21 protein-coding genes are annotated in these 23,024 nt (G+C 73.6%); 12 read left to right on the top strand and 9 right to left on the bottom strand.

Annotated features, from left to right (window positions below; translation table 11 throughout):
- Positions 1 to 43: 43 nt before the first annotated feature.
- Together ACIOHG_RS06555 and ACIOHG_RS06560 are read right to left on the bottom strand one after the other, a co-directional pair.
- On the bottom strand, positions 44 to 889 hold the full coding sequence (locus ACIOHG_RS06555; protein WP_400946092.1) for a hypothetical protein: 846 nt from the start codon (positions 887 to 889) through the stop codon (positions 44 to 46).
- Positions 890 to 997: 108 nt separating this feature from the next.
- Positions 998 to 2,005 (bottom strand): serine protein kinase RIO, encoded by a 1,008-nt coding sequence (locus ACIOHG_RS06560; RefSeq protein WP_400946095.1) that lies wholly within the window; start codon positions 2,003 to 2,005, stop codon positions 998 to 1,000.
- A gap of 307 nt (positions 2,006 to 2,312) precedes the next feature.
- Between ACIOHG_RS06560 and ACIOHG_RS06565 the strand changes: the two genes are divergently transcribed.
- The 4 genes from ACIOHG_RS06565 to ACIOHG_RS06580 all read left to right on the top strand — a co-directional run bounded on the left by ACIOHG_RS06565 (position 2,313) and on the right by ACIOHG_RS06580 (position 6,230).
- The gene (locus tag ACIOHG_RS06565; RefSeq protein ID WP_400946097.1) at positions 2,313 to 2,732 is read left to right on the top strand and encodes a helix-turn-helix domain-containing protein; all 420 of its coding nucleotides are present in this window, start codon (positions 2,313 to 2,315) and stop codon (positions 2,730 to 2,732) included.
- Positions 2,732 to 3,112 carry a DUF4180 domain-containing protein gene (locus tag ACIOHG_RS06570; RefSeq protein WP_400946099.1) on the top strand — a complete coding sequence of 127 codons (381 nt, stop codon included), beginning with the start codon at positions 2,732 to 2,734 and terminating at the stop codon, positions 3,110 to 3,112. Before ACIOHG_RS06565 ends, ACIOHG_RS06570 begins: the two co-directional genes overlap by 1 nt.
- Positions 3,113 to 3,250: 138 nt before the next feature.
- Positions 3,251 to 5,530: a M9 family metallopeptidase gene (locus tag ACIOHG_RS06575; protein ID WP_400946101.1), complete on the top strand. Its 2,280-nt coding sequence runs from the start codon at positions 3,251 to 3,253 to the stop codon at positions 5,528 to 5,530.
- Between the two features lie 112 nt (positions 5,531 to 5,642).
- A complete protein-coding gene (locus tag ACIOHG_RS06580; RefSeq protein ID WP_400946103.1) occupies positions 5,643 to 6,230 on the top strand; it encodes a dienelactone hydrolase family protein in 588 nt (195 codons plus the stop codon).
- Positions 6,231 to 6,237: 7 nt separating this feature from the next.
- On the opposite strand, the gene ACIOHG_RS06585 is transcribed toward ACIOHG_RS06580, so the two are convergent.
- Positions 6,238 to 7,332, bottom strand: coding sequence for a winged helix DNA-binding domain-containing protein (locus tag ACIOHG_RS06585; RefSeq protein WP_400946105.1), 1,095 nt, complete (start codon positions 7,330 to 7,332; stop codon positions 6,238 to 6,240).
- Positions 7,333 to 7,503: 171 nt separating this feature from the next.
- On the opposite strand from ACIOHG_RS06585, the gene dnaE reads away from it, so the two are divergent.
- Entirely contained in the window at positions 7,504 to 11,037 is a 3,534-nt protein-coding gene (gene dnaE / locus ACIOHG_RS06590; RefSeq protein WP_400946107.1) for a DNA polymerase III subunit alpha, read from the top strand.
- 78 nt (positions 11,038 to 11,115) lie between these two features.
- On the opposite strand, the gene ACIOHG_RS06595 is transcribed toward dnaE, so the two are convergent.
- The 3 genes from ACIOHG_RS06595 to ACIOHG_RS06605 all read right to left on the bottom strand — a co-directional run bounded on the left by ACIOHG_RS06595 (position 11,116) and on the right by ACIOHG_RS06605 (position 13,319).
- On the bottom strand, positions 11,116 to 11,841 hold the full coding sequence (locus tag ACIOHG_RS06595) for an RDD family protein (RefSeq protein WP_400946110.1): 726 nt from the start codon (positions 11,839 to 11,841) through the stop codon (positions 11,116 to 11,118).
- 89 nt (positions 11,842 to 11,930) lie between these two features.
- Positions 11,931 to 12,380 carry a type II toxin-antitoxin system PemK/MazF family toxin gene (locus ACIOHG_RS06600; protein ID WP_400946112.1) on the bottom strand — a complete coding sequence of 150 codons (450 nt, stop codon included), beginning with the start codon at positions 12,378 to 12,380 and terminating at the stop codon, positions 11,931 to 11,933.
- Positions 12,381 to 12,434: 54 nt separating this feature from the next.
- Positions 12,435 to 13,319 carry a LysR substrate-binding domain-containing protein gene (locus ACIOHG_RS06605; protein ID WP_400946114.1) on the bottom strand — a complete coding sequence of 295 codons (885 nt, stop codon included), beginning with the start codon at positions 13,317 to 13,319 and terminating at the stop codon, positions 12,435 to 12,437.
- Between the two features lie 29 nt (positions 13,320 to 13,348).
- On the opposite strand from ACIOHG_RS06605, the gene ACIOHG_RS06610 reads away from it, so the two are divergent.
- The 7 genes from ACIOHG_RS06610 to ACIOHG_RS06640 all read left to right on the top strand — a co-directional run bounded on the left by ACIOHG_RS06610 (position 13,349) and on the right by ACIOHG_RS06640 (position 20,019).
- Positions 13,349 to 14,218, top strand: coding sequence for a dihydrodipicolinate synthase family protein (locus ACIOHG_RS06610; protein WP_400946116.1), 870 nt, complete (start codon positions 13,349 to 13,351; stop codon positions 14,216 to 14,218).
- A gap of 148 nt (positions 14,219 to 14,366) precedes the next feature.
- The gene (locus ACIOHG_RS06615) at positions 14,367 to 15,395 is read left to right on the top strand and encodes an aspartate-semialdehyde dehydrogenase (RefSeq protein WP_400946119.1); all 1,029 of its coding nucleotides are present in this window, start codon (positions 14,367 to 14,369) and stop codon (positions 15,393 to 15,395) included.
- Between the two features lie 228 nt (positions 15,396 to 15,623).
- Complete coding sequence (locus ACIOHG_RS06620) at positions 15,624 to 16,043, top strand: hypothetical protein (protein WP_400946121.1); 420 nt, start codon at positions 15,624 to 15,626, stop codon at positions 16,041 to 16,043.
- 154 nt (positions 16,044 to 16,197) lie between these two features.
- Positions 16,198 to 17,394 carry an NYN domain-containing protein gene (locus tag ACIOHG_RS06625; protein WP_400946123.1) on the top strand — a complete coding sequence of 399 codons (1,197 nt, stop codon included), beginning with the start codon at positions 16,198 to 16,200 and terminating at the stop codon, positions 17,392 to 17,394.
- A gap of 82 nt (positions 17,395 to 17,476) precedes the next feature.
- Positions 17,477 to 18,442 (top strand): ABC transporter ATP-binding protein, encoded by a 966-nt coding sequence (locus tag ACIOHG_RS06630; protein ID WP_400946125.1) that lies wholly within the window; start codon positions 17,477 to 17,479, stop codon positions 18,440 to 18,442.
- Positions 18,439 to 19,233 (top strand): ABC transporter permease, encoded by a 795-nt coding sequence (locus ACIOHG_RS06635; protein WP_400946127.1) that lies wholly within the window; start codon positions 18,439 to 18,441, stop codon positions 19,231 to 19,233. The genes ACIOHG_RS06630 and ACIOHG_RS06635 overlap by 4 nt, the downstream gene beginning before the upstream one ends.
- A gap of 105 nt (positions 19,234 to 19,338) precedes the next feature.
- Complete coding sequence (locus ACIOHG_RS06640) at positions 19,339 to 20,019, top strand: DUF2567 domain-containing protein (protein WP_400946129.1); 681 nt, start codon at positions 19,339 to 19,341, stop codon at positions 20,017 to 20,019.
- A gap of 19 nt (positions 20,020 to 20,038) precedes the next feature.
- Here the strand turns inward: ACIOHG_RS06640 and ybaK are convergent, their stop codons facing one another.
- The 3 genes from ybaK to ACIOHG_RS06655 all read right to left on the bottom strand — a co-directional run bounded on the left by ybaK (position 20,039) and on the right by ACIOHG_RS06655 (position 23,016).
- Entirely contained in the window at positions 20,039 to 20,530 is a 492-nt protein-coding gene (gene ybaK, locus ACIOHG_RS06645) for a Cys-tRNA(Pro) deacylase (protein WP_400946132.1), read from the bottom strand.
- A gap of 14 nt (positions 20,531 to 20,544) precedes the next feature.
- Positions 20,545 to 21,273, bottom strand: coding sequence for an LON peptidase substrate-binding domain-containing protein (locus ACIOHG_RS06650; RefSeq protein WP_400946134.1), 729 nt, complete (start codon positions 21,271 to 21,273; stop codon positions 20,545 to 20,547).
- Positions 21,274 to 21,357: 84 nt separating this feature from the next.
- Positions 21,358 to 23,016 (bottom strand): oxidoreductase, encoded by a 1,659-nt coding sequence (locus ACIOHG_RS06655; RefSeq protein ID WP_400946137.1) that lies wholly within the window; start codon positions 23,014 to 23,016, stop codon positions 21,358 to 21,360.
- Positions 23,017 to 23,024: the final 8 nt, after the last annotated feature.

The raw sequence follows: 23,024 nt of genomic DNA on the forward strand, positions 1-23,024 counted from the left end.
GTGTCACGCAACTGCTGTGCACGGAGTGCTGACTGACATACGGTCAACGGGCGCAGAGGGAGCCATGAACGCCCTCGGGATCGGAGATCCGGAGACGCACCTGGGCGGAGGGGACGCGTTCGACGCTGCGCCCGGAGCAGGTGAGGAAGACCGACATGCCGTTCTGGTCGCCGAGGTAGACGACCCGTTCGCGGTGGTGAGTGTCGTCCAGGTCGGTCCAGGCCGCATCGGCGGCGATCGGACGGGCCCCGAGAACGTGGGACAGCAGGGTGGGGGCGCCCCGAGTGCGGAGCGCCTCCCCGTCGGAGTACGCGCGTTCGCCGAGGTGCAGTCCGAGAATCAGGCAGCCGACGACGGCGGCGACCAGGCAGACGAAGGCGGCCGGCAGTCCGCGACGCAGGAGCAGGTAGGCCCCGGGGCCGAAGAGGACGACGCCGAACAGCACGGTGGAGGCCAGCATGGTCGAGTCGAACGGGTCGGGGTTTCCGGGCAGCAGCACGACCAGGCCGAGGCCGGCACCCAGCCCCGTGGCCCAGGCGGCCGGGTGAGCGCTCAACAGGCGTCGGGTGCGGGCCGGGATCAGGTAGCCGCCCGCAGCGGCCCCGAGCGGGAGGACGATCGGCAGGAACAGGGCGGCGAGGACGGCGAGGACAGGGCAGGCACGGGTGAGCAGTGTCTGCTTGTCGACACCGGCCTGCTCCGGGGTCAGGCCGAGCGCGCGGAAGTACTCGCCGAGGGCGTAGTCGCCGAGGGCGAGGACCAGCAGAGTGAGCAGGGCGAGGACGGTGGCGACCAGCTGCAGCAGTTCCTTGGTGCTGGGCGGCGGGGGCTGTTCGCGATCGGCGGGGAGTGAGGGGAGGGGCGTGGACATCGGGGGCGCGGTGGTCATGGTTGCTCCGGGGCTTTCGGGCGGGGCGGGCAGCGTAAGCGATGCGACGGACAGCGCCAGGTCCCGGAGGGCGGTCGGGGCGGTTGGGCCGCCCTCCGGGGGCGGAGGTCAGCGGCGCAGGCGGGCGTCGGCCGCCAGGGACTCGACCAGTTCCTCGACCCGGGCCGGGGGGAGGCCGCGGGAGACGAACCAGGCGCCGACGTTGCGGACGTCCCGCTCCAGGAAGGAGAGGCCGCGCGGGTTGGCCACCACGTCGACGATCTGCGGGACGTCGATGATCACCAGGCGGCCGCGGTGGACCAGGATGTTGTAGGCCGAGAGGTCGCCGTGGGCGTAGCCGTCGAAGGCCAGCACCGAGAGGCTGCGGCCCAGTTGCTCCCACAGGTCGTCGACGTCGGCCTCCTCGGCCCGGAGCTGGGCCAGCCGGGGTGCGGCCGTGCCCTGTGCGTCGCCGATGAACTCCATCAGGATCTCGGTGCCGGTGATCTGCACCGGGTACGGCACGGCCACGCCGGCCGACCAGAGGCGGCAGAGCGCGTTGAACTCGGCGGCCGCCCACTGGCCGGCGATCGCCTCCTTGCCGAAGGCCGTCCGCTTGGCCATCGCCCGGCTGATCCGGGACTCCTTGTGCTGGCGGCCCTCCAGGTAGCCGGAATCGCGGTGGAACATCCGGTGCTGGGCGTCCCGGTACCGCTTGGCGGCCATCAGGGTGCGGCGCCCGGTGCCGGGGACGGCGCGCTCCAGCAGGAAGACGTCGGCCTCCTTGCCGGTCTTCACGATGCCGAACTCGGTGTCGACGGCCGCGAGTTCGGTGACCACCCAGTCGGGGCGGGGCTCGGGCCCCTTCTCGGTCGGGGTGGACTGGTCCCAGGTCGACCAGCGGTCGCCGGTGGGCGGGCCGTCCGTGACCGGGGCGGCGGGGAAGTCCGCGAGGAAGCCGGCGGAGGCGTCGTCATCACCGTCGTGGTCGTCGTGGCCGTCGGGTCCGGCGGACGGGAAGTACAGGTACTCGGGTTCGTTCGCATCGTCGAAGCGGTCCGCCTTGCGGCCGCGACGCGTGGCGCCCTTGGGGCGGATGCGGGAGAAGGAATCGTTGTCGGCAAAGCGCTCGCGCACTGCGGTGGCTCCTGAGGAGAGGCCCACCGGGGCGCGGAAGTGAGGCGCTGTCAGCCGGTGGGGCGAAGACGAGAAGGAAGGGCGTGTGGCGCGCAGGCGAAGGCGCACCGCGTCGTGGCGGCAACCATCGAGGCACACCTCCTTCTACTTCTCGTCAGGTCCTCGCAGGTCGAGGACGGGATCACCTTAGCGGGACACCGCCCCCATGAGGCAAGCGATTTATTTCGGACCGCCCGGCCGTGGATGCAAATGCACGAATACTTCTCTTTCATTCCGTAAGATGGGGAGTGATAGGGAAGGAAAGAGGATGCAGGAGTTCTACTCCGTCGAGGACGTGGCCGAGCTGCTCGGGCTGCACGTGAAGACCGTCCGCGGCTACGTGCGGGACGGGAAGCTGAAGGCGGTCCGGATCGGGAAGCAGTACCGGATCGCCCGGGCCGAGGTCGAAGCGCTGACCGGCACCCCAACCCCGGCGCCGGCGGGGGCCGTGCGGGCGGAGGTCTCGGCGGTGGTGCAGGTCGAGGGGGTCGACCGGGCCGGGGCGGACCGGCTGGTGACGGCGGTGCTGGCGGCGGCCGGAGCCTGGTCCGGGGGGCCGCGCCCGCTCTGGGTGCAGGCGGTGCGGGAGGAGGAGCGCGGTGCGCTGCGCTTCGTGGTGCTCGGCCCGCCGCGCCGGGTGGGGGACGTGCTGGTGCTGATCGAGGAACTGACCGGAGGCGGGATCTGATGGACGTTCAGGAGCTGGGCGGCGTCAAGGTGCTGGTGTGCCCGGCGGAGGGCGAGCCGGTGGCGGGGGAGCGGCAGGCGCTGGACCTGCTGGGCGACGCGTACTACCGGGAGGCGTCCTGGGTGGCGGTGCCGGTGGAGCGGCTGGGGGCGGAGTTCTTCCGGCTGCGCAGCGGCGTGGCGGGCGCGGTGGTGCAGAAGTTCGCCCAGTACCGGTCCGGTCTCGCCGTGGTGGGGGACGTCGCGGCGCACCTGGAACGCTCGGACGCGCTGCGGGACTTCGTCCGGGAGAGCAACCGGGGCGGGCAGCTCTGGTTCGTCGCGGACCTGCCGGAGCTGGCCGGGCGGCTGGCCAACTCGGGGGTTATGCCCGGCAGTTGATCTGTTCTCCGGGTCTTCCCGATGACAGGTGACATGTGTAATTGTACATGTCACCTGGCTGTCGGGCGGTGTCCCGACGGCTTCCGACCCTCCGCCGTGCCCCCAACACGGCGTCACCCCAGGCCCGGAGGCCCCCACGTGCGAACCTTCCGGATACCGTGCGCGTCCCTGACGCGCACGCTCACCCTGCTGCTCTCCTTCTGCCTGGCCCTCGGCTTCCTCGGCGCGCTGGCGCCCGGGGCCCGGGCCGCCGCCGACCCGGCCGCGCCGGACGGGCGGAGCGCGAAGGCGGCGAACGCGGCGAAGTCCGCGCCCCGCGCCACCGAGGCGGCCGAGCGCCGCAAGGACTCCGCCCGGGACGTCCGCGCCGACGCCCGCAAGCGGCCCCCCGTCAGCATCACGGGCGAACCCACCGCCGCCGCCCAGTCGCTGGCCGCCGCGGCGGCCTGCAACACCTCCGACTTCACCGGCCGGAGCGGCAGCGCCCTGGTGACGGCGATCAAGTCGGCGAGCGTGGACTGCGTCAACACCCTGTTCGCGCTCCAGGGCAACGACGCCAAGCTGGCCTTCAACGAGTCGCAGATGGTCACCGTGGCCAACGCGCTGCGCAGCGTCTCGGCCAACTACCCCGGCGACGACTCCACTTCGGCCACCCAGATCGTGCTCTACCTGCGGGCCGGCTACTACGTGCAGTGGTACCACTCGGACGTGGTCGGCAGCTACGGCAGTGCCCTGAAGTCCGCGATCGAGGGCGGCCTGGACGCGTTCTTCGCCGCGCCCCGCTCGCAGGACGTCAACGACGCCAACGGCGCCACGCTGTCCGAGGCGGTCACCCTGATCGACAGCGCCGCCGAGAACGCCCGCTACCTGAATGTCGTCAAGCGCCTGCTGAACGGCTACAACAGCAGCTACGACGCGTCCTGGTACATGCGTGCCGCCGTCAACAACACCTACACGGTGCTCTGGCGCGGCCACCAGAACAGCGACTTCCCGGCCGCCGTGCAGGCCGACCCGAGCGTGCTGGACGCCCTGCAGTCCTTCGCCTCCCGCAACAACGCGATGCTCGGCGGCGACAACGGCTACCTGGTCTCCAACGCCGGCCGCGAGATGGCCCGCTTCCTCCAGTACCCGGCGCTGCAGGCCAAGCTCCGCCCGATGGTGAAGGGCCTGCTCGACCAGAGCTCGATCACCGGCCGGACCGCCGCGCTCTGGGTCGGCCTGGCCGAGATGACCGACGGCTACGACAAGGCCAACTGCGCCTACTACGGCACCTGCGACCTGGCCAACCGGCTGAAGGCCGCCGTGCTGACCGTCAACTACACCTGCAGCCCGTCGATCCGGATCGTCGCCCAGGCGCTGACCGCCGACCAGCTGAACACCGCCTGCACCAGCCTCAAGGGCCAGGACGCCTACTTCCACGGCGTGGTCAAGGACAACGGGCCGGTCGCCAACGACAACAACGCCACCATCGAGGTGGTGGTCTTCCACTCCAGCAGCGACTACCAGACCTACGCCGGCCTGATCTACGGCATCTCCACCGACAACGGCGGCATGTACCTGGAGGGCGACCCGGCCGCGGCCGGCAACCAGCCGCGGTTCGTCGCCTACGAGGCCGAGTGGGTCCGTCCGGCCTTCCAGATCTGGAACCTCAACCACGAGTACACCCACTACCTGGACGGCCGCTTCGACATGGCCGGCGACTTCGACTCCGGCATGGTCACCCCGACCGTCTGGTGGGTCGAGGGCTTCGCCGAGTACGTCTCCTACTCGTACCGGGGCGTCGAGTACACCGACGCGATCACCCAGGCCGGCCTGCACACCTACCCGCTGTCCACGCTGTTCGACACCACCTACCAGAACACCGACCAGACCCGGACGTACAACTGGGGCTACCTGGCCGTCCGCTACATGCTCCAGTCGCACCGGGCCGACCTGGACGCCGTGCTCGCCAAGTACCGGGCCGGTGACTGGAACGGCGCCCGCACCATCCTGAAGACCACCATCGGCACCCGCTACGACGCCGACTTCAACGCCTGGCTGACCGCCTGCAACGCCGGCAACTGCGGCGCCCCGACCACCCCGAGCGCCCCGGAGTGCACCGGCGCCGACACCCGGCAGCTGGACAAGAACTGCCGCCGCTCCAACGTCGCCGCCACCACCGGCAACTACGCGTACTTCTACCTGTACGTCCCGGCCGGCACCCCGGTGCTGACCATCACCACCGCCGGCGGCACCGGCAACGCCGACCTGTACTACAGCGCCGGCAACTGGGCCACCACCGGCTCCTACACGGCGAAGTCCGCCACCGCGGGCAACACCGAGACGATCACCGTCACCAACCCGCCCGCGGGCTGGAACTACCTCAGCCTCTACGCCCAGCAGGGCTTCGCCGGGACGTCCGTCACCACCTCGTACTGACCGCCCCGCCGCACCGAAGGCCCGGCCCACCCACCGGTGGGCCGGGCCCCGGCACGTCCGGCGATGGGAGATCATGGAGGGTCCGCAGCCCGAGCACCGAGGAGCCTCCCCCGTGGCCGAGATCGTCCTGTTCCACTCCGCGTACGGCCTGCGCCCCGCCGTGCACGAGGCCGCCGACCGGCTGCGCGCCGCCGGGCACACCGTGCACACCCCCGACCTGTACGAGGGCCGGACCTTCGACGACCTGGAGGAGGGCATGGCGTACCGCGACGAGGTCGGCAACGACGACCTGCTGCGCCGCGCCGTCACGGCCGTCGCCCCGCTGCTGCCGGCCGAACCCGGGCTGGTGTACGCCGGGTTCTCGCTCGGCGGCTCGCTCGCCCAGAACCTGGCCCTCGCCGACGAGAAGGCCCGCGCCCTGGTGCTCTTCCACGGCACCTCCGACCTGCGGGAGGACGCCGCCACCGAGATCCCGGTGCAGCTGCACGTCGCCGAACCCGACCCGTTCGAGTCCGACGACTGGCTGAACACCTGGTACCTGTGGATGACCCGGGCCGGCGCCGACGTCGAGGTGCACCGCTACCGGGGCGCCGGGCACCTCTACACCGACCCCGAGCTGCCCGACCACGACGCCGAGGCCGCCGAGCGCACCTGGGCCGCCACGCTGGCCTTCCTGGAAGAGGTCGACCAGCAGCACTGACGGGCCGTCAGGACGCGAACACCACCTCGCGGCGCTCCGCCTCCGGCTCCAGGAAGGCCAGCAGCCGCTCGCCCTCCGCGACCAGTTCGGCGCGCCGCCCGTGCGGCAGCAGCGGGGTGAGGACCAGCCGCGCCGTACCGCGCGCGCAGGTGTGCGCCCAGACGCCCGCGACCAGGCCGTCCACCAGGTAGGAGGCCAGCAGGGTGCCGTTGACCGCCCGGTAGACCTGCCGGTGGATCGCGGCGGGCAGCATCCTGGTCCGGTCGGCGTGCGAGAGCAGCGCGGCGTCCCACTTCGGCAGCAGCCGCACCGGCAGCTCCCGGCCCGGGTCGACGTCCACCGGCGGCGCGTCCGGCAGGTCCAGCAGCTCGCGGCCGTCCTCGGCCCGGTAGCGGACCAGGGCGCCCAGCTCGGCCAGCGCCGGGTCGAGCTGACGCAGCCGCAGCCCGGTGAAGTGCGCGACGTCGGCCCGGGAGGCCGGGCCGTAGCCCGCCAGGTAGCGGCGCACCAGCCGGGCGGTGGCGGCCGGCTCCGGCGGCAGCGCGCCCGGCCACAGCACCGTCGAGGGGCCGCCGTGCGCCCGCCAGTGCCCCGACGGGGCGACGTGCACCAGCGGGAGCAGCGCCCGCGGCCAGTGCAGCAGGTCCGCGGCGCGGGCCCGGCCGCCGGACGCCTCGGCGGTGTGCGCGCGCAACTCCTCGGCGGTGCGCGGGACGGCGGCGAACTCCCGCAGCGACGCCTCCAGGGCGGCCTCGTCCAGTCCGGCGTCCTGGTGCCGCCCGCGCAGGTCCTTCAGCCACTGCGCGCGCCAGGCGGCCGCCAGGTGCCCGTAGTCCTCGCCCGGCACCAGGTGCAGGGTGCCGCGCATCAGGGTGGCCTTCACCACGGTGCCGTCCAGCAGCGCGGCCTCCAGCTGCCGGTGCCCGAAACCGGGCAGCCGAGCCCACAGCGCGAGGTGCGGCGAGGGCGAGTACTGCGCCTGCAGCGCGGCCAGCCGGGTCACCGCCGCGGCCACCGGCAGCGGGGTGTCGGCGTCCAGCAGTTGGCGTTCGAAGTACGAGACGGTCAGCTCACGATCGGACAGCGTACGGACGGCGGGCATCGCCTGGTCCCCCTCTTTCCTCGGCTTTCCTCGGCCTGCGCCGGTCAACCTACAGAGTGTCGGAGGGGGACTAGACTCGGGGGCGCGATCCCGGAAGCCGTGGTCCGAGCCCTGGTGGTGGCTCGGGCCTCACGTGTTTCGGCCCTCACCCAGGACCTCGGAGGACCCGCCTTGAGCGACCAGCCGTACGCGCACCTGCACGTCCACACCGAGTACTCGATGCTGGACGGCGCCGCCCGGCTGAAGCAGCTCTTCCAGGAGGTCGAGCGGCTGGGGCAGACCCACGTCGCGATGACCGACCACGGCAACATGTACGGCGCCGCCGAGTTCCACAAGCAGGCGACGGCGGCCGGGATCACCCCGGTGATCGGGATCGAGGCGTACGTCGCGCCCGAGTCCCGCTCCAACACCAAGCGCGTCCTGTGGGGCCAGCCGCACCAGAAGAAGGACGACGTCTCGGCGTCCGGCGCCTACACCCACAAGACCATCTGGGCCCGGAACAAGGAGGGCCTGCACAACCTCTTCAAGCTGACCTCGCGCTCCTACGCCGAGGGCTGGCTGGTGAAGTGGCCGCGGATGGACAAGGAGATCATCGCCGAGCACGCGGCCGGCCTGATGGCCACCACCGGCTGCCCGTCCGGCGAGGTGCAGACCCGGCTGCGGCTGGGCCAGTTCGACGAGGCGGTCCGCTCGGCCGGCGAGTACCAGGACATCTTCGGCAAGGAGAACTACTTCCTGGAGCTGATGGACCACGGCCTGGAGATCGAGAACCGGGTCCGGGACGGCCTGATCGAGATCAGCCGGAAGCTGAACATCCCGCCGGTGGTCACCAACGACTCGCACTACACCACCGAGGGCGACGCGGGCGCCCACGACCTGCTGCTGTGCGTGCAGACCGGCAAGAACCTCTCCGACCCGGACCGCTTCCGGTTCGACGGCACCGGCTACTACATCAAGTCGGCCGCTGAGATGTACGGCCTGGACACCTCGGACGCCTGGCAGGAGGGCTGCCGCAACAGCCAGCTGCTGGTCGCCGAGCGGGTCGACACCAGCGGCATGTTCGAGTTCAAGAACCTGATGCCGCGCTTCCCGATCCCGGAGGGCTTCGCCTCCGAGGCGGAGTTCTTCCGGGCCAAGGTCTGGGAGGGCATGGACTGGCGCTTCCCGGGCGGCTACGACGAGGAGCACCGCAAGCTCGCCGAGTACGAGATGGACACCATCGTCCAGATGGGGTTCCCGGCGTACTTCCTGGTGGTCGCCGACTTCATCATGTGGGCGAAGAGCCAGGGCATCGCGGTCGGCCCCGGCCGCGGCTCGGCGGCCGGCTCGCTGGTCGCCTACGCGATGGGCATCACCGACCTCGACCCGATCCCGCACGGCCTGATCTTCGAGCGCTTCCTCAACCCCGAGCGCATCTCGATGCCCGACGTCGACATCGACTTCGACGAGCGCCGGCGCGGCGACGTGATCCGCTACGTGACCGAGAAGTGGGGCGCCGACAAGGTCGCCATGATCGTCACGTACGGCACCATCAAGGCGAAGGCCGCCATCAAGGACTCCTCCCGGGTCCTCGGCTACCCGTACGCGATGGGCGACCGGATCACCAAGGCGATGCCGCCGGACGTGATGGGCAAGGGCATTCCGCTGTCCGGCATCACCGACCCCGCGCACCCGCGCTACGGCGAGGCCGGCGAGATCCGCAGCCTGTACGAGAACGACCCCGACGTCCGCAAGGTGATCGACACCGCGCGCGGCATCGAGGGCCTGATCCGGCAGCCCGGCGTGCACGCGGCCGGCGTGATCATGTCCGCCGAGCCGCTGACCGACCACATCCCGGTCTGGACCCGGCACTCCGACGGCGTCACCATCACCCAGTTCGACTACCCCACCTGCGAGGGCCTCGGGCTCCTCAAGATGGACTTCCTCGGACTGCGCAACCTGACGATCATGGACGACGCGGTCAAGGCGATCGAGAAGAACAAGGGCGTCAAGATCGAGCTGCTCCAGCTGCCGCTGGACGACAAGCCCGCCTACGAACTCCTCGCCCGCGGCGACACGCTGGGCGTCTTCCAGCTCGACGGCGGCCCGATGCGCTCGCTGCTGCGCCTGATGAAGCCCGACAACTTCGAGGACATCTCCGCCGTCCTGGCGCTCTACCGGCCGGGCCCGATGGGCGTCAACTCGCACACCAACTACGCGCTCCGCAAGAACGGCCAGCAGGAGATCACCCCGATCCACCCGGAGCTGGAGGAGCCGCTGCGGGAGATCCTGGAGCCCACCTACGGCCTGATCGTCTACCAGGAGCAGGTGCAGAAGGCCGCGCAGATCCTGGCCGGCTACTCGCTCGGCCAGGCTGACCTGCTGCGCCGGGCGATGGGCAAGAAGAAGAAGGAGATCCTGGAGGCCGAGTTCGTGCCCTTCCGGAAGGGCTGCCGCGAGCGCGGCTACTCGGACGCCGCGATCCAGGCCGTCTGGGACGTGCTCGTCCCGTTCTCCGGCTACGCCTTCAACAAAGCGCACACCGCCGGCTACGGGCTGGTCTCCTACTGGACGGCCTACCTCAAGGCCAACTACCCGGCCGAGTACATGTCGGCGCTGCTCACCTCGGTCAAGGACGACAAGGACAAGTCCGCGGTCTACCTCAACGAGTGCCGCAAGATGGGCATCCAGGTGCTGCCGCCGGACGTCAACGAGTCGGACGCCGACTTCACCCCGCACGGCAGCGACACCGTCCGGTTCGGCCTGACCGCGATCCGCAACGTCGGCGGGCCGGTGGTGGAGTCGATGATCCGGACCCGCAAGGCCAAGGGGAAGTACACCTCCTTCCCGGACTTCCTGGAGAAGGTCGAGTCGGTGGTCTGCAACAAGCGCACCGTCGAATCGCTGATCAAGGCCGGCTCCTTCGACTCGCTCGGGCACACCCGCAAGGGCCTGACCGCCCAGTTCGAGCCGATGATCGACAACGTGGTCGGGATCAAGCGCAAGGAGGCCGAGGGCCAGTTCGACCTGTTCGGAGGAGACAGCGTCTCGGACGAGCCGAGCTTCGGGCTGGACGTGGTGTTCTCCGACGAGGAGTGGGAGAAGTCCTTCCTGCTCACCCAGGAGCGCGAGATGCTCGGCCTGTACGTCTCCTCGCACCCGCTGCACGGCATCGAGCACCTCCTCGCCGACAAGGCGGACTGCGCGGTCGCCGACCTCGCCGAGCGGCCGGACGGCACGATGGTGACCATCGGCGGCATCATCTCCGGCCTGCAGCGCAAGATGACCAAGCAGGGCAACGCCTGGGCGATCGCTACCGTCGAGGACCTGGCCGGCTCGATCGACTGCATGTTCTTCCCCGCCAGCTACCAGCTGGTCGCCTCGCAACTCGTCGAGGACGCCGTGGTGTTCGTCCGCGGCAAGCTCGACCGGCGGGAGGACGTGCCCCGGCTGATGGGCATGGAGCTCTCGGTGCCGGACCTGAGCACCATCGGGGCCCAGCTGCCGATCGTGATCACCGTGCCGGAGGGCAAGCTGACCCCGCCGATCGTCGGCCGGCTCCGCGAGGTGCTGGTCCACCACAAGGGCAGCACCGAGGTGCACGTCCACCTGCGCGGCGAGCACAAGACGGTGGTGCTGCGGCTGGACCGGCACCGGGTGAAGACCGACCCGGCGCTGTTCGGCGACCTCAAGCAGCTGCTCGGCCCGAGCTGCCTGGCGAGCTGACGGACCGTCGCCCGGCGCACGGCGAGGGGCCCCGGCGGAGCGTGGTGACTCCGCCGGGGCCCCTCGCGCCGCGCGGGCTCAGTTCTCCTTGACCACGACGGTCTTGGCGGCCTTGTCGTGGAAGGTCTGCTGGAGCGGCTTGTCCCACAGCTGGGAGAGGCCGTTGACCAGCACGATCAGACCGCCGACGAACGGGATGATGTACGGGCCGCCCCAGACGCCGGCCCGGGTCCACAGCTCGTTGTCGGTCGGGCGGGCACCGGTGGCGACGCTGACCACCCGCAGCTTCATGGCCTTCTTGCCGACGGTCTGGCAGTGCTGGGTGGTCATCAGGACGCCGTCGTAGACCACGTAGAGCAGCGCGACCAGGAACCAGTAGCCGAAGCTGCCCACGCCGAAGGTGACGGAGGAGATCGCGACCGCGACGATCATGATGATGATGCCGTCGATCAGGCGGGCCACGAAGCGGTCCACCGGGGTGGCCAGGGTGCGGGTGCCCGGGGTCGGCGGCACGCCGGGCGGCGGGGTCGGGGCGATCCAGCCCGGCAGCTGGCCCTGCGGGGCCGCGTAGCCCGGCTGGCCGTAGGGCTGCTGACCGTAGCCCGGCTGCTGCTGGTCGTAGCCGGGCTGGCCGTAGCCCGGCTGCTGACCGTAGCCCTGCTGACCGTAACCGGGCTGCTCACCGTATCCGGGCTGCGGCTGGCCGTAACCCGAGGCCGGCGGCTGCTGGCCGTACGGGTTGGGGTCCTGCGGCTTCTGGTACGGATCCTGCGGCCCGTAGCCAGGAGGGGTGTTGCTGCTCATGCTGCCGACTCCAGGTCAACTGTTGGGAATGCTGCTGCCGTTGTACCCGGAATCGGGTGAACTACGGAAGACGATCCGACAATCGTTACTCAGTGCCATTGGTAACGGCGCTTCAACGAGTCGACCACCAGCTGGAAACGGGCCCGGTCCAGGGCGCACGCCTCGCGCCGCATCCCGCCGTCGTGCACCCGGAACACCCGGTCCAGGGCCACCCAGGAGTCCCGCCCGCTGCGGTCCCACGGGCCCGCGCCCAGCGGCACCCAGTCCGCGTCGTGGTCGTGGCCCTTGCTGGACAGCATCACCGTCAGCAGCGAACCGCCCGCCTCCCGGGCCACCACCAGCACCGGCCGGTCCTTGCCGCGCCCGTCGTTCTCCTCGTACGGCACCCAGGTCCAGACGATCTCGCCCGGGTCCGGGTCGCCGTCGTGGTCCGGCGCGTACGCCGTGCGCACCCCGCCGATCCGCTCGGCGACCACCTCCACGGTGGCGTCCGCCCCGAACCGGCCGGGCTGCTCCGTCTGCTCGTTCGAATCATGCATGGCCGAAGGCTACCGAGCCGGGCGCCAACCGTCCCCGGGGGTACGGGTTTTCGCTCAGGACGCCCGCAGCCCGGCCGGGACCACCGCGTGCAGGGCCGCCGCGAACGCCGCCACCGCCGGGTGCGCCGCGCCGCCCGCCCGGAACGCCGTCCTGGTCCGGCGGTGCACCGGCAGCCGGGTCAGCACCACCCCCGGCGGGCACGGCTCGGCCCCCAACTGCGGGACCAGCGCCACCCCCTGGCCCACCGCCACCAGCGCCAGCTGGGCCGCGAAGTCGTCCACCCGGTGCCGGACCCGCGGGGCGAAACCGGCGGCCTGGCAGACCCGCAGCGTCATCGCGTGGCAGAGCGTCCCGGCCGGGGCGGTGATCCACGGGCCGTCCCGGTGGTCGGCCGGGACGCCCGCGCCCCGGGCCGCCAGGTACATCGGCTCGGCGAACACCGGCCCGGTCAGCGCGATCCCCGGCTCCGGCTCGGCCGGCACCAGGTCGTACTCGTGCACCAGCGCCACGTCCAGCTCGCCCGCGCGCAGCGCCCCCGCCACCGCCGCCGGGTCCACCTCGCTCACCATCGCCTCCAGCGCCGGGTGCCGGGACGCCAGCTCGGCCAGCGCCGCCGGCACCAGCGCCCGGACCGCCGACGGATAGGCGCCGATCCGCAGCGGACCGGCCAACCCCCGCCGGGCGTGCGCCAGTTCGGCGTCCGCCCGTTCCAGCAGCTCCAGCACCGCCTCGGTGTGCCGGACCAGGTTCCGCCCCGCCGGGGTCAGCGCCACCCGCCGCCCGGTCCGCTCCAGCAGCGGCACCCCCGCCTCCCGCTCCAGCACCGACAGCTGCTGGGACACCGCCGAAGGACTGAACGCCAGGGCCTCCGCCACCGCCGCGATCGTCCCGTGGTGGGCCAGTTCGCGCAGCAGCCGCAGTCGTCGCACATCGAGCATCGGCCCAGCTTACGAGAAGCATCGGAAACGTGAACTGGACCCGCACGGTCGCCGCCCGGCAGGCTTCCCGCATGGAACTCCACGGCATCCACGTCCCGCTGGTCACGCCCTTCACCGCCGACGGCGCCGTCGCCCTCGACGCCCTGGAACGGCTCGCCCGCGACAGCCTGGAGGCCGGCGCGGCCGGCCTGGTCGCCCTCGGCACCACCGGCGAACCCGGCTCGCTGAGCACCGCCGAGCAGGACGCCGTGATCGAGCTCTGCCGCCGCGTCACCACCGAGCACGGCGCCGTCCTCACCGTCGGCGCCGGCCACGGCGGCACCGCCCGCACCGCCGAGGCGCTGGCCGCGCTCGACGGCCGGGCCGACGCCGCGCTGGTCGCCGTCCCCGCCTTCGTCCGCCCCGGCGAGGCCGGCGTCCTCGCCCACTTCCGGGCCCTCGCCGCGCACGCGCCCGTGCCGCTGGTGATCTACCACATCCCCTACCGCACCGGGCAGCCGCTCGGCGCCGCCACCCTGCTCGACCTGCTGGCCACCCCCGGCGTCGCGGGCGTCAAGTACGCGCCCGGCGGCATCGACGAGGAGACCGTCGCCCTGCTCGCCGCCGAGCCGCGCGGCGTGCTGGCCGGCGACGACCTCTTCCTCTCCCCGCTGCTGGCGATGGGTGCCGACGGCGGCGTCCTGGCCTCCGCCCACCTGGAGACCGCCCGCTTCGTCGCCCTGCACCGGGCCTGGCAGGACGGCGACGCCGCGCTCGCCCGCAAGCTCGGCGCCGAACTCGCCGAGGTCTCCCGGGCCGCCTTCGCCGGACCCAACCCCACCGCGCTCAAGGCCCTGCTGCACCGCGACGGCCGGATCCCCACCCCCGCCGTCCGGCTGCCCCTGCTCGCGCACGGCTGACCCGCACGCAGGATTTCCCGTTCCGGGGCGCCCCGGCAGGAGGGCTTGTCGAGCTGGACGGCAAGCGTTCACGCTTTGGGACGGCTCCGCGAAAACCCGCTCTGACAAGGCATGATGAGTGAGCAGAACCGGTAGGAGGAGGAGACGGATGAGGATCGGCATCGTAGGAGCCACCGGCCAGGTCGGCGGCGTGGTCCGCGAGATCCTGGCGGAGCGCCAGTTCCCGGTGGACCAGCTGCGGCTGTTCGCCTCGGCCCGCTCGGCGGGGCGCACCCTGCCCTGGAAGGACACCGAGGTCGCCGTCGAGGACGCCGCCACGGCCGACTACAGCGGCCTCGACATCGTGATCTTCTCGGCGGGCGGCAGCACCTCCAAGGCCCTCGCCCCCAAGGTCGCCGCCGCCGGAGCCGTCGTCATCGACAACTCCTCCGCCTGGCGCCGCGACCCCGAGGTCCCGCTGGTCGTCGCCGAGGTCAACCCCGACGCGATCGCCGACCGCCCCAAGGGCATCATCGCCAACCCCAACTGCACCACGATGGCCGCGATGCCGGTGCTGCGCCCGCTGCACGAGGAGTCCGAGCTGGTCGCCCTGGTGGTCGCCACCTACCAGGCGGTCTCCGGCTCCGGCCTGGCCGGCGTCTCCGAACTGCACGAGCAGGCCCGCAAGGTCGTCGACGGCGCGACCGCGCTGGTCCACGACGGCGCCGCCGTCGAGTACCCCGCGCCCGGCGTCTACCGGCGCCCGATCGCCTTCAACGTCGTCCCGCTCGCCGGGTCGCTCGTCGAGGACGGCAGCAACGAGACCGACGAGGAGCAGAAGCTCCGCCACGAGAGCCGCAAGATCCTCGGCATCCCCGGGCTCAAGGTCTCCGGCACCTGCGTCCGGGTCCCGGTCTTCACCGGCCACTCGCTCCAGGTCAACGCCCGCTTCGCCCGCCCGCTCACCCCCGAGCGCGCCACCGAACTGCTCACCGGTGCCCCCGGCGTCGTCCTCACCGACATCCCCACCCCGCTCCAGGCCGCCGGCCAGGACCCGAGCTACGTCGGCCGCATCCGCGCCGACGAGACGGTCGACCACGGGCTGTCGCTGTTCCTCTCCAACGACAACCTCCGCAAGGGCGCGGCCCTCAACGCCGTCCAGATCGCCGAACTGGTCGCGGACGAGCTGCGCGGCTAGAACTGCGGAACCAGGGGCGCGGGGATTCCTGCGCGCCAGTGTGCGACCAGGGGCGCGGGGAACGGCGCGAGGCGGAAGAAGGCCGTCGGCAGGGCCGCAGCACGGGCAGTCACCTGCACGCGCGGGCGACCATACCGACCGGCCCACCCCTCGCGCCGGACCCCGTGCCCCGCATTGCTCTACGCTCCGTCACATCACGCGAAAAAACGTCGAGTTGGGGGCAGCAGCATGAGCACCGAAATCGTCCAGCTGGTCGAACAGGCCGGCCCGTACCTCACCGCCGCCGTCGGCGCCTACGGCGCGGCCGTGCTCACCCGGGCGGAGGACGCCGCCGCCGACGCCACCGCGAACCTCGGCCGCCGCCTGCTGCAGACCGTGCTGCGCCGCCGCCCCGACCGGGCCGCCGCGCTGGAGACCGCCGTCGACCACGCCGTCCAGCTCCCCGGCGACCAGGACGCTGCCGCCGCGCTCCGCCTCCAGTTCAAGCTGGCCCTGCTGGAGGACCCCGAACTGCGGCGCGCCATCACCGAGTTGCTGCCCGCTCATGCCCCCGGTTCGATCACCATCACCGCCTCCGGCGAGCGCTCCGTCGCCGCCTACCACATCGGCACCGCGATCACCGGCGACGGCCACCCCACCGCCGGCTGAGCCGCCGGGGGTCCCGCGGCCGCGGGACCCCCGGGCGCGGGACCCCCGGGCGCGGTTCGCCGGGCGAACGCGGGGGAAAGGTGTGCCCAACGGCCGCCGGACCGCCGCGCGGCGCCCCCACCGCCGGGGCCGGGCCGAGGAGGAGGTTCCGGAGATGGACCGCTGTGTCGTCCTGGTCGACGCGGGCTACCTGCTGGGAGCGGCCGCCAGCCTGCTCGCGGGCGAACCCGGCCGGTCCCGGATCGCCGTGGACCACCCGGTGCTGATCAGCGCGCTGCGCGAACGCGCCGAGGAGGAGACCGGCCTCCCGCTGCTGCGGATCTACTGGTTCGACGCCGCCGTCGACCGCCGCCCCGCCCCCGAGCACCGCCGCCTGCGCGTCCTGCCCCGGGTCACCGTCCGGCTCGGCGCGCTCACCCGGGCCGAGGGCCGCTGGGTGCAGAAGGGCGTCGACGCCGCCATGCACGCCGAGCTCAGCGAACTCGCCCGCAACCACGCCTGCGCCGACGTCGTGCTGGTCACCGGCGACGGCGACCTGCTGCCCGGCGTCGCCTCCGCCAAGGAGCACGGGGTGGCCCTGCACCTGTGGGCGCTGGAGGCCGCCGACGGGGACTTCAACCAGTCCGAGGAACTGGTCGGCGAGGCCGACGAGCGCCGGGTGCTGGACCGCGCCTGGATCGAGCGCTGGGCCCGCCCGCGGGAGGCCGCCGCGCCCGTCGCCCTGCCGGTGGCCCCCGTCGCCGTGCTGGCCCCGCCGCCCGCCGCGGTCGCCGTGCTGCCGGTCGCCGCGCCGCGCCCCCGCCCGGTGCCCGCCCCGCCCGCGCCCGCCGCCCGCACCGCCCCGCTCCGGGTCATTCCCACCCCGAAGGACCTGGCCGGCCGGGCCGCCACCGTGCCCGCCGGCCCCGGCACCGCCACCGGCGGGCCGGTGCTGCGCTGGTCCTCCGACCGCGGCTGGGTCGACCACCGGGCCGACACCGCCACCGCCGCCGACGCGCTGCCCACCCTGGACCGGCTCACCACCTCCGCCCAGCGCTGGGCCGACCGCGAGGAGGACATCACCAGCGTCGGCGGCGACCCGCAGGAGGTCGGCCAGGTGTTCGCCCGCCGCTGGCTCGACCGCCTCCCCGCCGACGGGCACCCGGCCCTGCTGTGGACCGACCACCCGCGCATCCCGCACCGCCTGGACGGCGAACTGCTGCGCTACGCCGCCCGGTTCGGCCTGCTCGCGCACAAGGAGGACCAGATCGACGAGCAGGACAGGTACGCCATCCGGGAGGGCTTCTGGAAGGAGCTGGCCGCCCGGGTCCCCGACGCCCGGCAGCCGCCCGCCCTGCCCGAGGACGCCTGAGCGCCGCCGGGAGCCGGGGCCGGCCGTCCGAGCCGCCCCCGCGTGTCCGGAACGTCCCTTACGGCGCGTAGAGTCTTCCGTCGTGAGCAAGGCACCTCAGGGCTGCTGCACGGTCAGCGGCCTGGTCAAGACCTACCGGACGGGCGCCACGGTGGTCCGGGCCAACGACGGCATCGACCTCGCCGTCCGGCGCGGCGAGGTGTTCGGGCTGCTCGGGCCCAACGGCGCGGGCAAGTCCACCCTGGTCCGCCAGCTCACCGGGCTGCTCCGCCCCGACGCCGGCCGGATCGACCTGCTCGGCCACGACATCGTCCGGCACCCCGAACGGGCCGCCCGGCTGCTCGGCTACCTCGGCCAGGAGTCCAGCGCCCTCGACGAGCTCACCGTCGCCCTCGCCGCCGAGACCACCGGACGGCTGCGCGGCCTCGGCCGGGCCGCCGCCCGGGCCGAGAGCGCCGCGGTGATCACCGAGCTCGGCCTCGAAGCGCTCGCGCACCGCCCGCTCGCCAAGCTCTCCGGCGGCCAGCGCCGCCTCGCCTGCTTCGCCGCCGTCCTGGTCGGCGAACGCCCGCTGCTGGTCCTGGACGAGCCCACCACCGGCATGGACCCGGTCGCCCGGCGCGCCGTCTGGGACGCCGTCGACCGCCGCCGCGCCGAACGCGGCACCACCGTGCTGCTGGTCACCCACAACGTCATCGAGGCCGAGACCGTCCTCGACCGGGTCGCCGTCGTCGACAACGGCAAGGTGATCGCCTGCGACACCCCCGGCGGGCTGAAGGCCCTGGTCGACGGGCACGTCCGGCTCGACCTGGTGTGGCGCACCGAGGCCCCGCTGACCGTCCCCGCCGTGGCCGAGCTCGCCGAACGCGCCGAGCGCACCGGCCGCCGCTGGACCCTGCGCACCACCCCCGACGAGGCCCGCGACCTGGTCGCCGCCGTCACCACCGGACCGGCCTTCGCCGCGCTCGACGACTTCACCCTCGCCACCCCCACCCTGGAGGACGCCTACCTTCGGCTCGGCGGCCGGCACGGAGGACTCGCCCGATGACCCTGCTCGACACCCCGGCGCTCACCACCGGCCCCGCCCCGCTGGCCCCCGCCGCCCGGCTGCTGCCCGCGCTGGCCGCCGTCTACCGGGCCCAGCTGGCCCGGGCCCGGGTCTCCCGGATCCCGCTGCTGTTCGTCGCCACCTTCCAGTCCGTCGGCATCCTGGTGATGATGCGCGGCGTCGTCGACCCCGGCGACAACCCGTCCGCGCACGCCGTGGTGGCGGGCTCCGCCGTCCTGGTGGTCGCCTTCGTCGCGCTCAACCTGCTCGCCCAGTACTTCGGCCGGCTCCGCGCCACCGGCGGGCTCGACCACTACGCCACGCTGCCGGTGCCGCCCGCCTCGGTGGTGCTCGGCACCGCCGCCGCGTACGCCTCCTTCACCGTGCCCGGCGCGCTGGTCACGGCCGGCCTCGGCGGCTGGATGTTCGACCTGCCGCTCGGCCGGCTCTGGGTCCTGCTCGCCGTCGTCCCGCCGGCCGGCGCCGCGCTGGCCGGGCTCGGCGCCGCGCTCGGGCTGCTCGCCCCCCGGCCGGAGCTCGCCACCCTCGCCGGACAGCTCGGCATGTCCGCGGCCCTGCTGCTCGGCGTCCTGCCCGCCGCCCGGCTCCCCGAGCCCGTCCAGTGGCTGCGCGACCTGTTGCCCTCCAGCTACGGCGTCGACGCCTTCGCCCGCACCTTCGCCCCCCGCCCCGACTGGGGCCTGGTCGCCCTCGACCTCGGCGTCTGCGCGGCCGTCGGCCTGGTCTCGCTCACCCTCGCCACCTGGGCCTACCGGCGGGCCACCCGCTGAAGCGCTCCCGCTCCGGGACCGGGGGACGGGGGCGGGGCGCTCCCGCTCCGGGGGTTCGCGTGACGGCATCGACAGGTGAGGGTTCCGACGTGAAACGATGGGGACGTGACCGTACCGAACACACCTGCGGGTAGCACGCCCGGGCCTGACCCGTTCGCGGCCCCGCCGCACCCGTCGCAGCAGCCCTCCCTCCCCGAGCGGACGCCGCTCGGGCCCGAGTTGCGGATCGGCGCGATCATCACCGCCGTCGGGGTGCTCCTCGGCGGTGTGCTCGGCCTGCTGTGGCTCTGGCTCGCCCCCCGGATCGGGTACCAGGTCTCGGGCAACCGGATCCTGTACCGCGACCCCGAGGGCGAGGAGCTGATCGGCGCGGTCGGCGTCTTCGCCACCCTCGGCCTGGCCCTCGGGCTCGTCACCGCCCTCGCCGCCTTCCTCTGGACCCGGGCCCGCGGCGGCGGCATCGCCGTCGCGGTCGGCCTGGCCCTGGGCGGCCTGCTCGGCTCCCTCGGGGGCTGGCAGCTCGGCATCCGGCTCGGCCCGACCGCCGACCTGCGGGCGCACGCCCTCGCGGTCGGCGACGGCGGCCGGTTCGACGGGCCGCTGGAGCTCTCCGCGCACGGCGCGCTGCTGGTCTGGCCGATGACGGCGATGATCGCGCTGCTCGCCCTCTCCGCGACCTTCGGCAAGCGCGAGCCCGACCGCCCGCCGTACTGGGCGATGCCCCCGCAGGCGCCGCAGCCCCCGCAGCCGCCGCAGTCCCCGCAGTTCCCGGCGGACCGCGGCTGAAGCACCGGCGCCGCCCGGGTCAGTCCCGGGAGATCGGGGCGGTGACGGCCGCCGTGAGCCGGACCAGTGCGGCGGGGGCGAGCTCCACCTCCAGGCCGCGGCGGCCGGCCGAGACGTAGACGGTGGGCCAGTCGTGCAGGGTGCGGTCGACGACGGTGCGCAGCCGCTTGCGCTGGCCGAGCGGGGAGATGCCGCCCAGCACGTAGCCGGTGGAGCGCTCGGCGGCGGCCGGGTCGGCCATCGCGGCGCGCTTCGCGCCGAGCGCGCCGGCCAGCGCCTTGAGGTCGAGCCGGCCGGAGACCGGGACGACGGCGACGGCGAGCGCGCCGTCGGCCTCGGCGAGCAGGGTTTTGAACACCCGGCCCGGGTCGACGCCCAGCACCTCGGCGGCCTCGGTGCCGTAGGAGGCGGCGGCCGGGTCGTGGGTGTACTCGTGCACGGTGAACGGGACGCCGGCGGTGTCGAGGGCGACGGTGGCGGGGGTGCCGCCGGCGGTCTTCTTCCTGGCCATGGGGCGGTGGGTCCTCAGTTCGGGCTGAACGCCTGGCGGGTGAGGTCGGCGGCGGGCAGCGAGGGCAGCCGGGCGATGACGGCGCTCTCGTGCCGCAGCAGTTCGAGCTCGCGGGCGAGGCGCTGCGCGGTGTCGGGGCTGGCGAGCAGCTCCTGCTTGACGTGGGTGGGCAGCGAGGCGGCGGCCGCGACCAGGTAGGAGAGCACCTGCGGGTCGTCGGGCAGCTGCTGTTCGGTGGCGAGGGTGGCCTCGCGGGCCCCGGCCAGCCGCTTCTGGTAGGTGCGGAAGGCCCGTTCGACGCCGGCCGAGAGCGCGCCGGAGCCCTCGCCGGGCCGCTCGGTCAGCACGGACACCTCGCCGACCAGGTAGGGGCCGGTGGCGTCCACGGAGCGCAGCCGGAACCGGGTGGTGCCGGTGACCAGGAGTTCGTAGTGGCCTTCGGGCTGCTCCTGGACGGAGGCGACGTCGGCGACGCAGCCGACCGGGTGGAGGGCGTCGAGCGGGTCGCCGCCGGGCGCGCCGAGGCCGTCCAGCGGGCCGGCCGGTTCCTCGCGCTCGCGGACCGGCGCGACCTCGCGGCCGTCCCGGATGGCGACCACGCCGAACCGGCGCGGCGCGTCCTCGGGCAGTTCCCGCAGGTCGGCGACCAGGCGGCGGTAGCGCTCCTCGAAGACGTGCAGGGGCAGCACCAGGCCCGGAAAGAGGACCGTGTTCAGCGGGAAGAGCGGGAGCCGATCAGTCACGGCGGACAGCGTAGTTGGCTGCGGGCCGCCGCCGCGCCGGGGTTCCCGGCCCGGGAGCGGCGGCGAGGGCCGTGGCGGGGGCGGTCAGCCGCGCTGGAGCAGGCGGGTGGCGCCGGCGACGGCGGTGGTGGCGAGCACCCAGCCGGTGAGCACCAGGGCGGCGGCGACCCACTGGCCGTGGGTGTCCGGGTTCCAGCCGGACTGGCCGAGGTCGACCAGCGGCAGCACCTTGCTGGCGGCGTACAGCGGGGCGCTCCAGGTGGGGACCTCGTCGGCCTTGAGCGGGGCCGGCGGGTGCGCGGCGAAGTACGCGGTGCCGAGCGCCCAGGCGAGCACCAGCCAGGCGGCGGCCCGGCCGGGCCGGTAGCCGTAGCCGATGGCGACGTCCTGGAGGTGGCCCCAGATCCGGCCGGGCAGCGGGAGGGTGTGCCGGCGGCGGCGCTGCTTGGCGTGCAGCACGCTGCGGGCGTCCTCGTCGGCGCCGTCCCGGCGCAGCGCGGCGGCGAGCTGCTCGTACGCCTCGGGCCGGAACTCCCGGCCGGAGTCGACCCAGGCGATCCGGCGCTCCAGCGGGAAGGGCTCGGCGGGGCGGAGCGCCTCGTAGGTGAAGCCGGTGAGCGAGACGTGGTGGTCGGTGGGCCAGCTGCCCGGAGCGTCGATCAGGTTGCCGACCCGGGCCCGGCTGAGCGAGACCGCCCCGGTCGGCGGGACCTCGCAGGTGAAGCGGAGCTCGGGGGACTGGATGCGGCTGAGCGAGAGCTCCTCGCCGGGGCCGAGGTGGAACTCGGCGAGCGAGATCAGGCAGGCGTTCTCGAAGCGGGCGTCGGAGAGCCGGACCCGGCCCCAGGAGCGGAACGGGGTGTAGACGACGTTCCGGCGGTCGACGACGGTGGCCGCGGGCGCGCCGTAGCCGGAGCCGTAGACCGAGCGCGAGGCGGTCCAGTCGGCGTCCTCGGAGCTGGCCAGGTACAGGGTGTGGCCGATGCTGATCCGGGCGGCGTCCAGCGCGTTGGGGTTGCCGGGGGCGGCGTGCAGCTGGGCGCCGCGGAGCGCGAGGCGGCCGCCGATCCGGGCCGAGCGGAGGCTCAACTCGCCCTGGAGCTCCAGGCGTTCGGCCTCGACGTCCTGGTTGACGGTGAGCCCGTCGGCGGAGATCGCCCGGCCGTACAGGTCGGGGCCGACGGCGCTCTGGTTGAGCAGCAGGTCGGTGCCGATCCGGGCGTCGGTGAGCCGGATGCCGTCGCGTATGCCGCAGCGGGCGAGGTGCACGTCGCCCTCGCTGGCCAGCCGGGAGGCCTCGATCCGGGGGAGGCGGCAGGAGACCAGCCGCAGGGTGCCGATCGCGGCCTCGGAGATCAGCAGTTTGCGGTCGAAGCGGCAGAGCTGGAACTCCACGTAGCTGTCGATCCGGCCGCCGGCCAGCCGGAGCGGCCCGGTGATCTCGGCGCCGGTCAGCTTCAGCGAGGCGACCTTGCCGGGGCGGGGCGGCGGGCCGGCCAGCAGCAGCCGGGAGATCACCTCGGCCCGGACGGTGCGCCCGGCGTCCCAGGGCTCGTCGGCGAACGGGTCGTCCGGGCCCTCCGCCGCGCCGTCGGGGCGGACGGCCTCCCCGGCCGGTGCGGGCAGGTAGAGCCCGGCCCGGGGGAGCGGGCGCTCGCTGCGCAGGTCGTAGACCTCGCCGTTGCGGAACGCCTCCCAGAGGCCGCGCTCGGTCTCGGTCCAGTCGTCCGGAGCCTGCTCCACCGTTCCCC

Origin of the sequence: Kitasatospora sp. NPDC088134 (assembly GCF_044741705.1) — a bacterium.
Lineage (GTDB): Bacteria > Actinomycetota > Actinomycetes > Streptomycetales > Streptomycetaceae > Kitasatospora.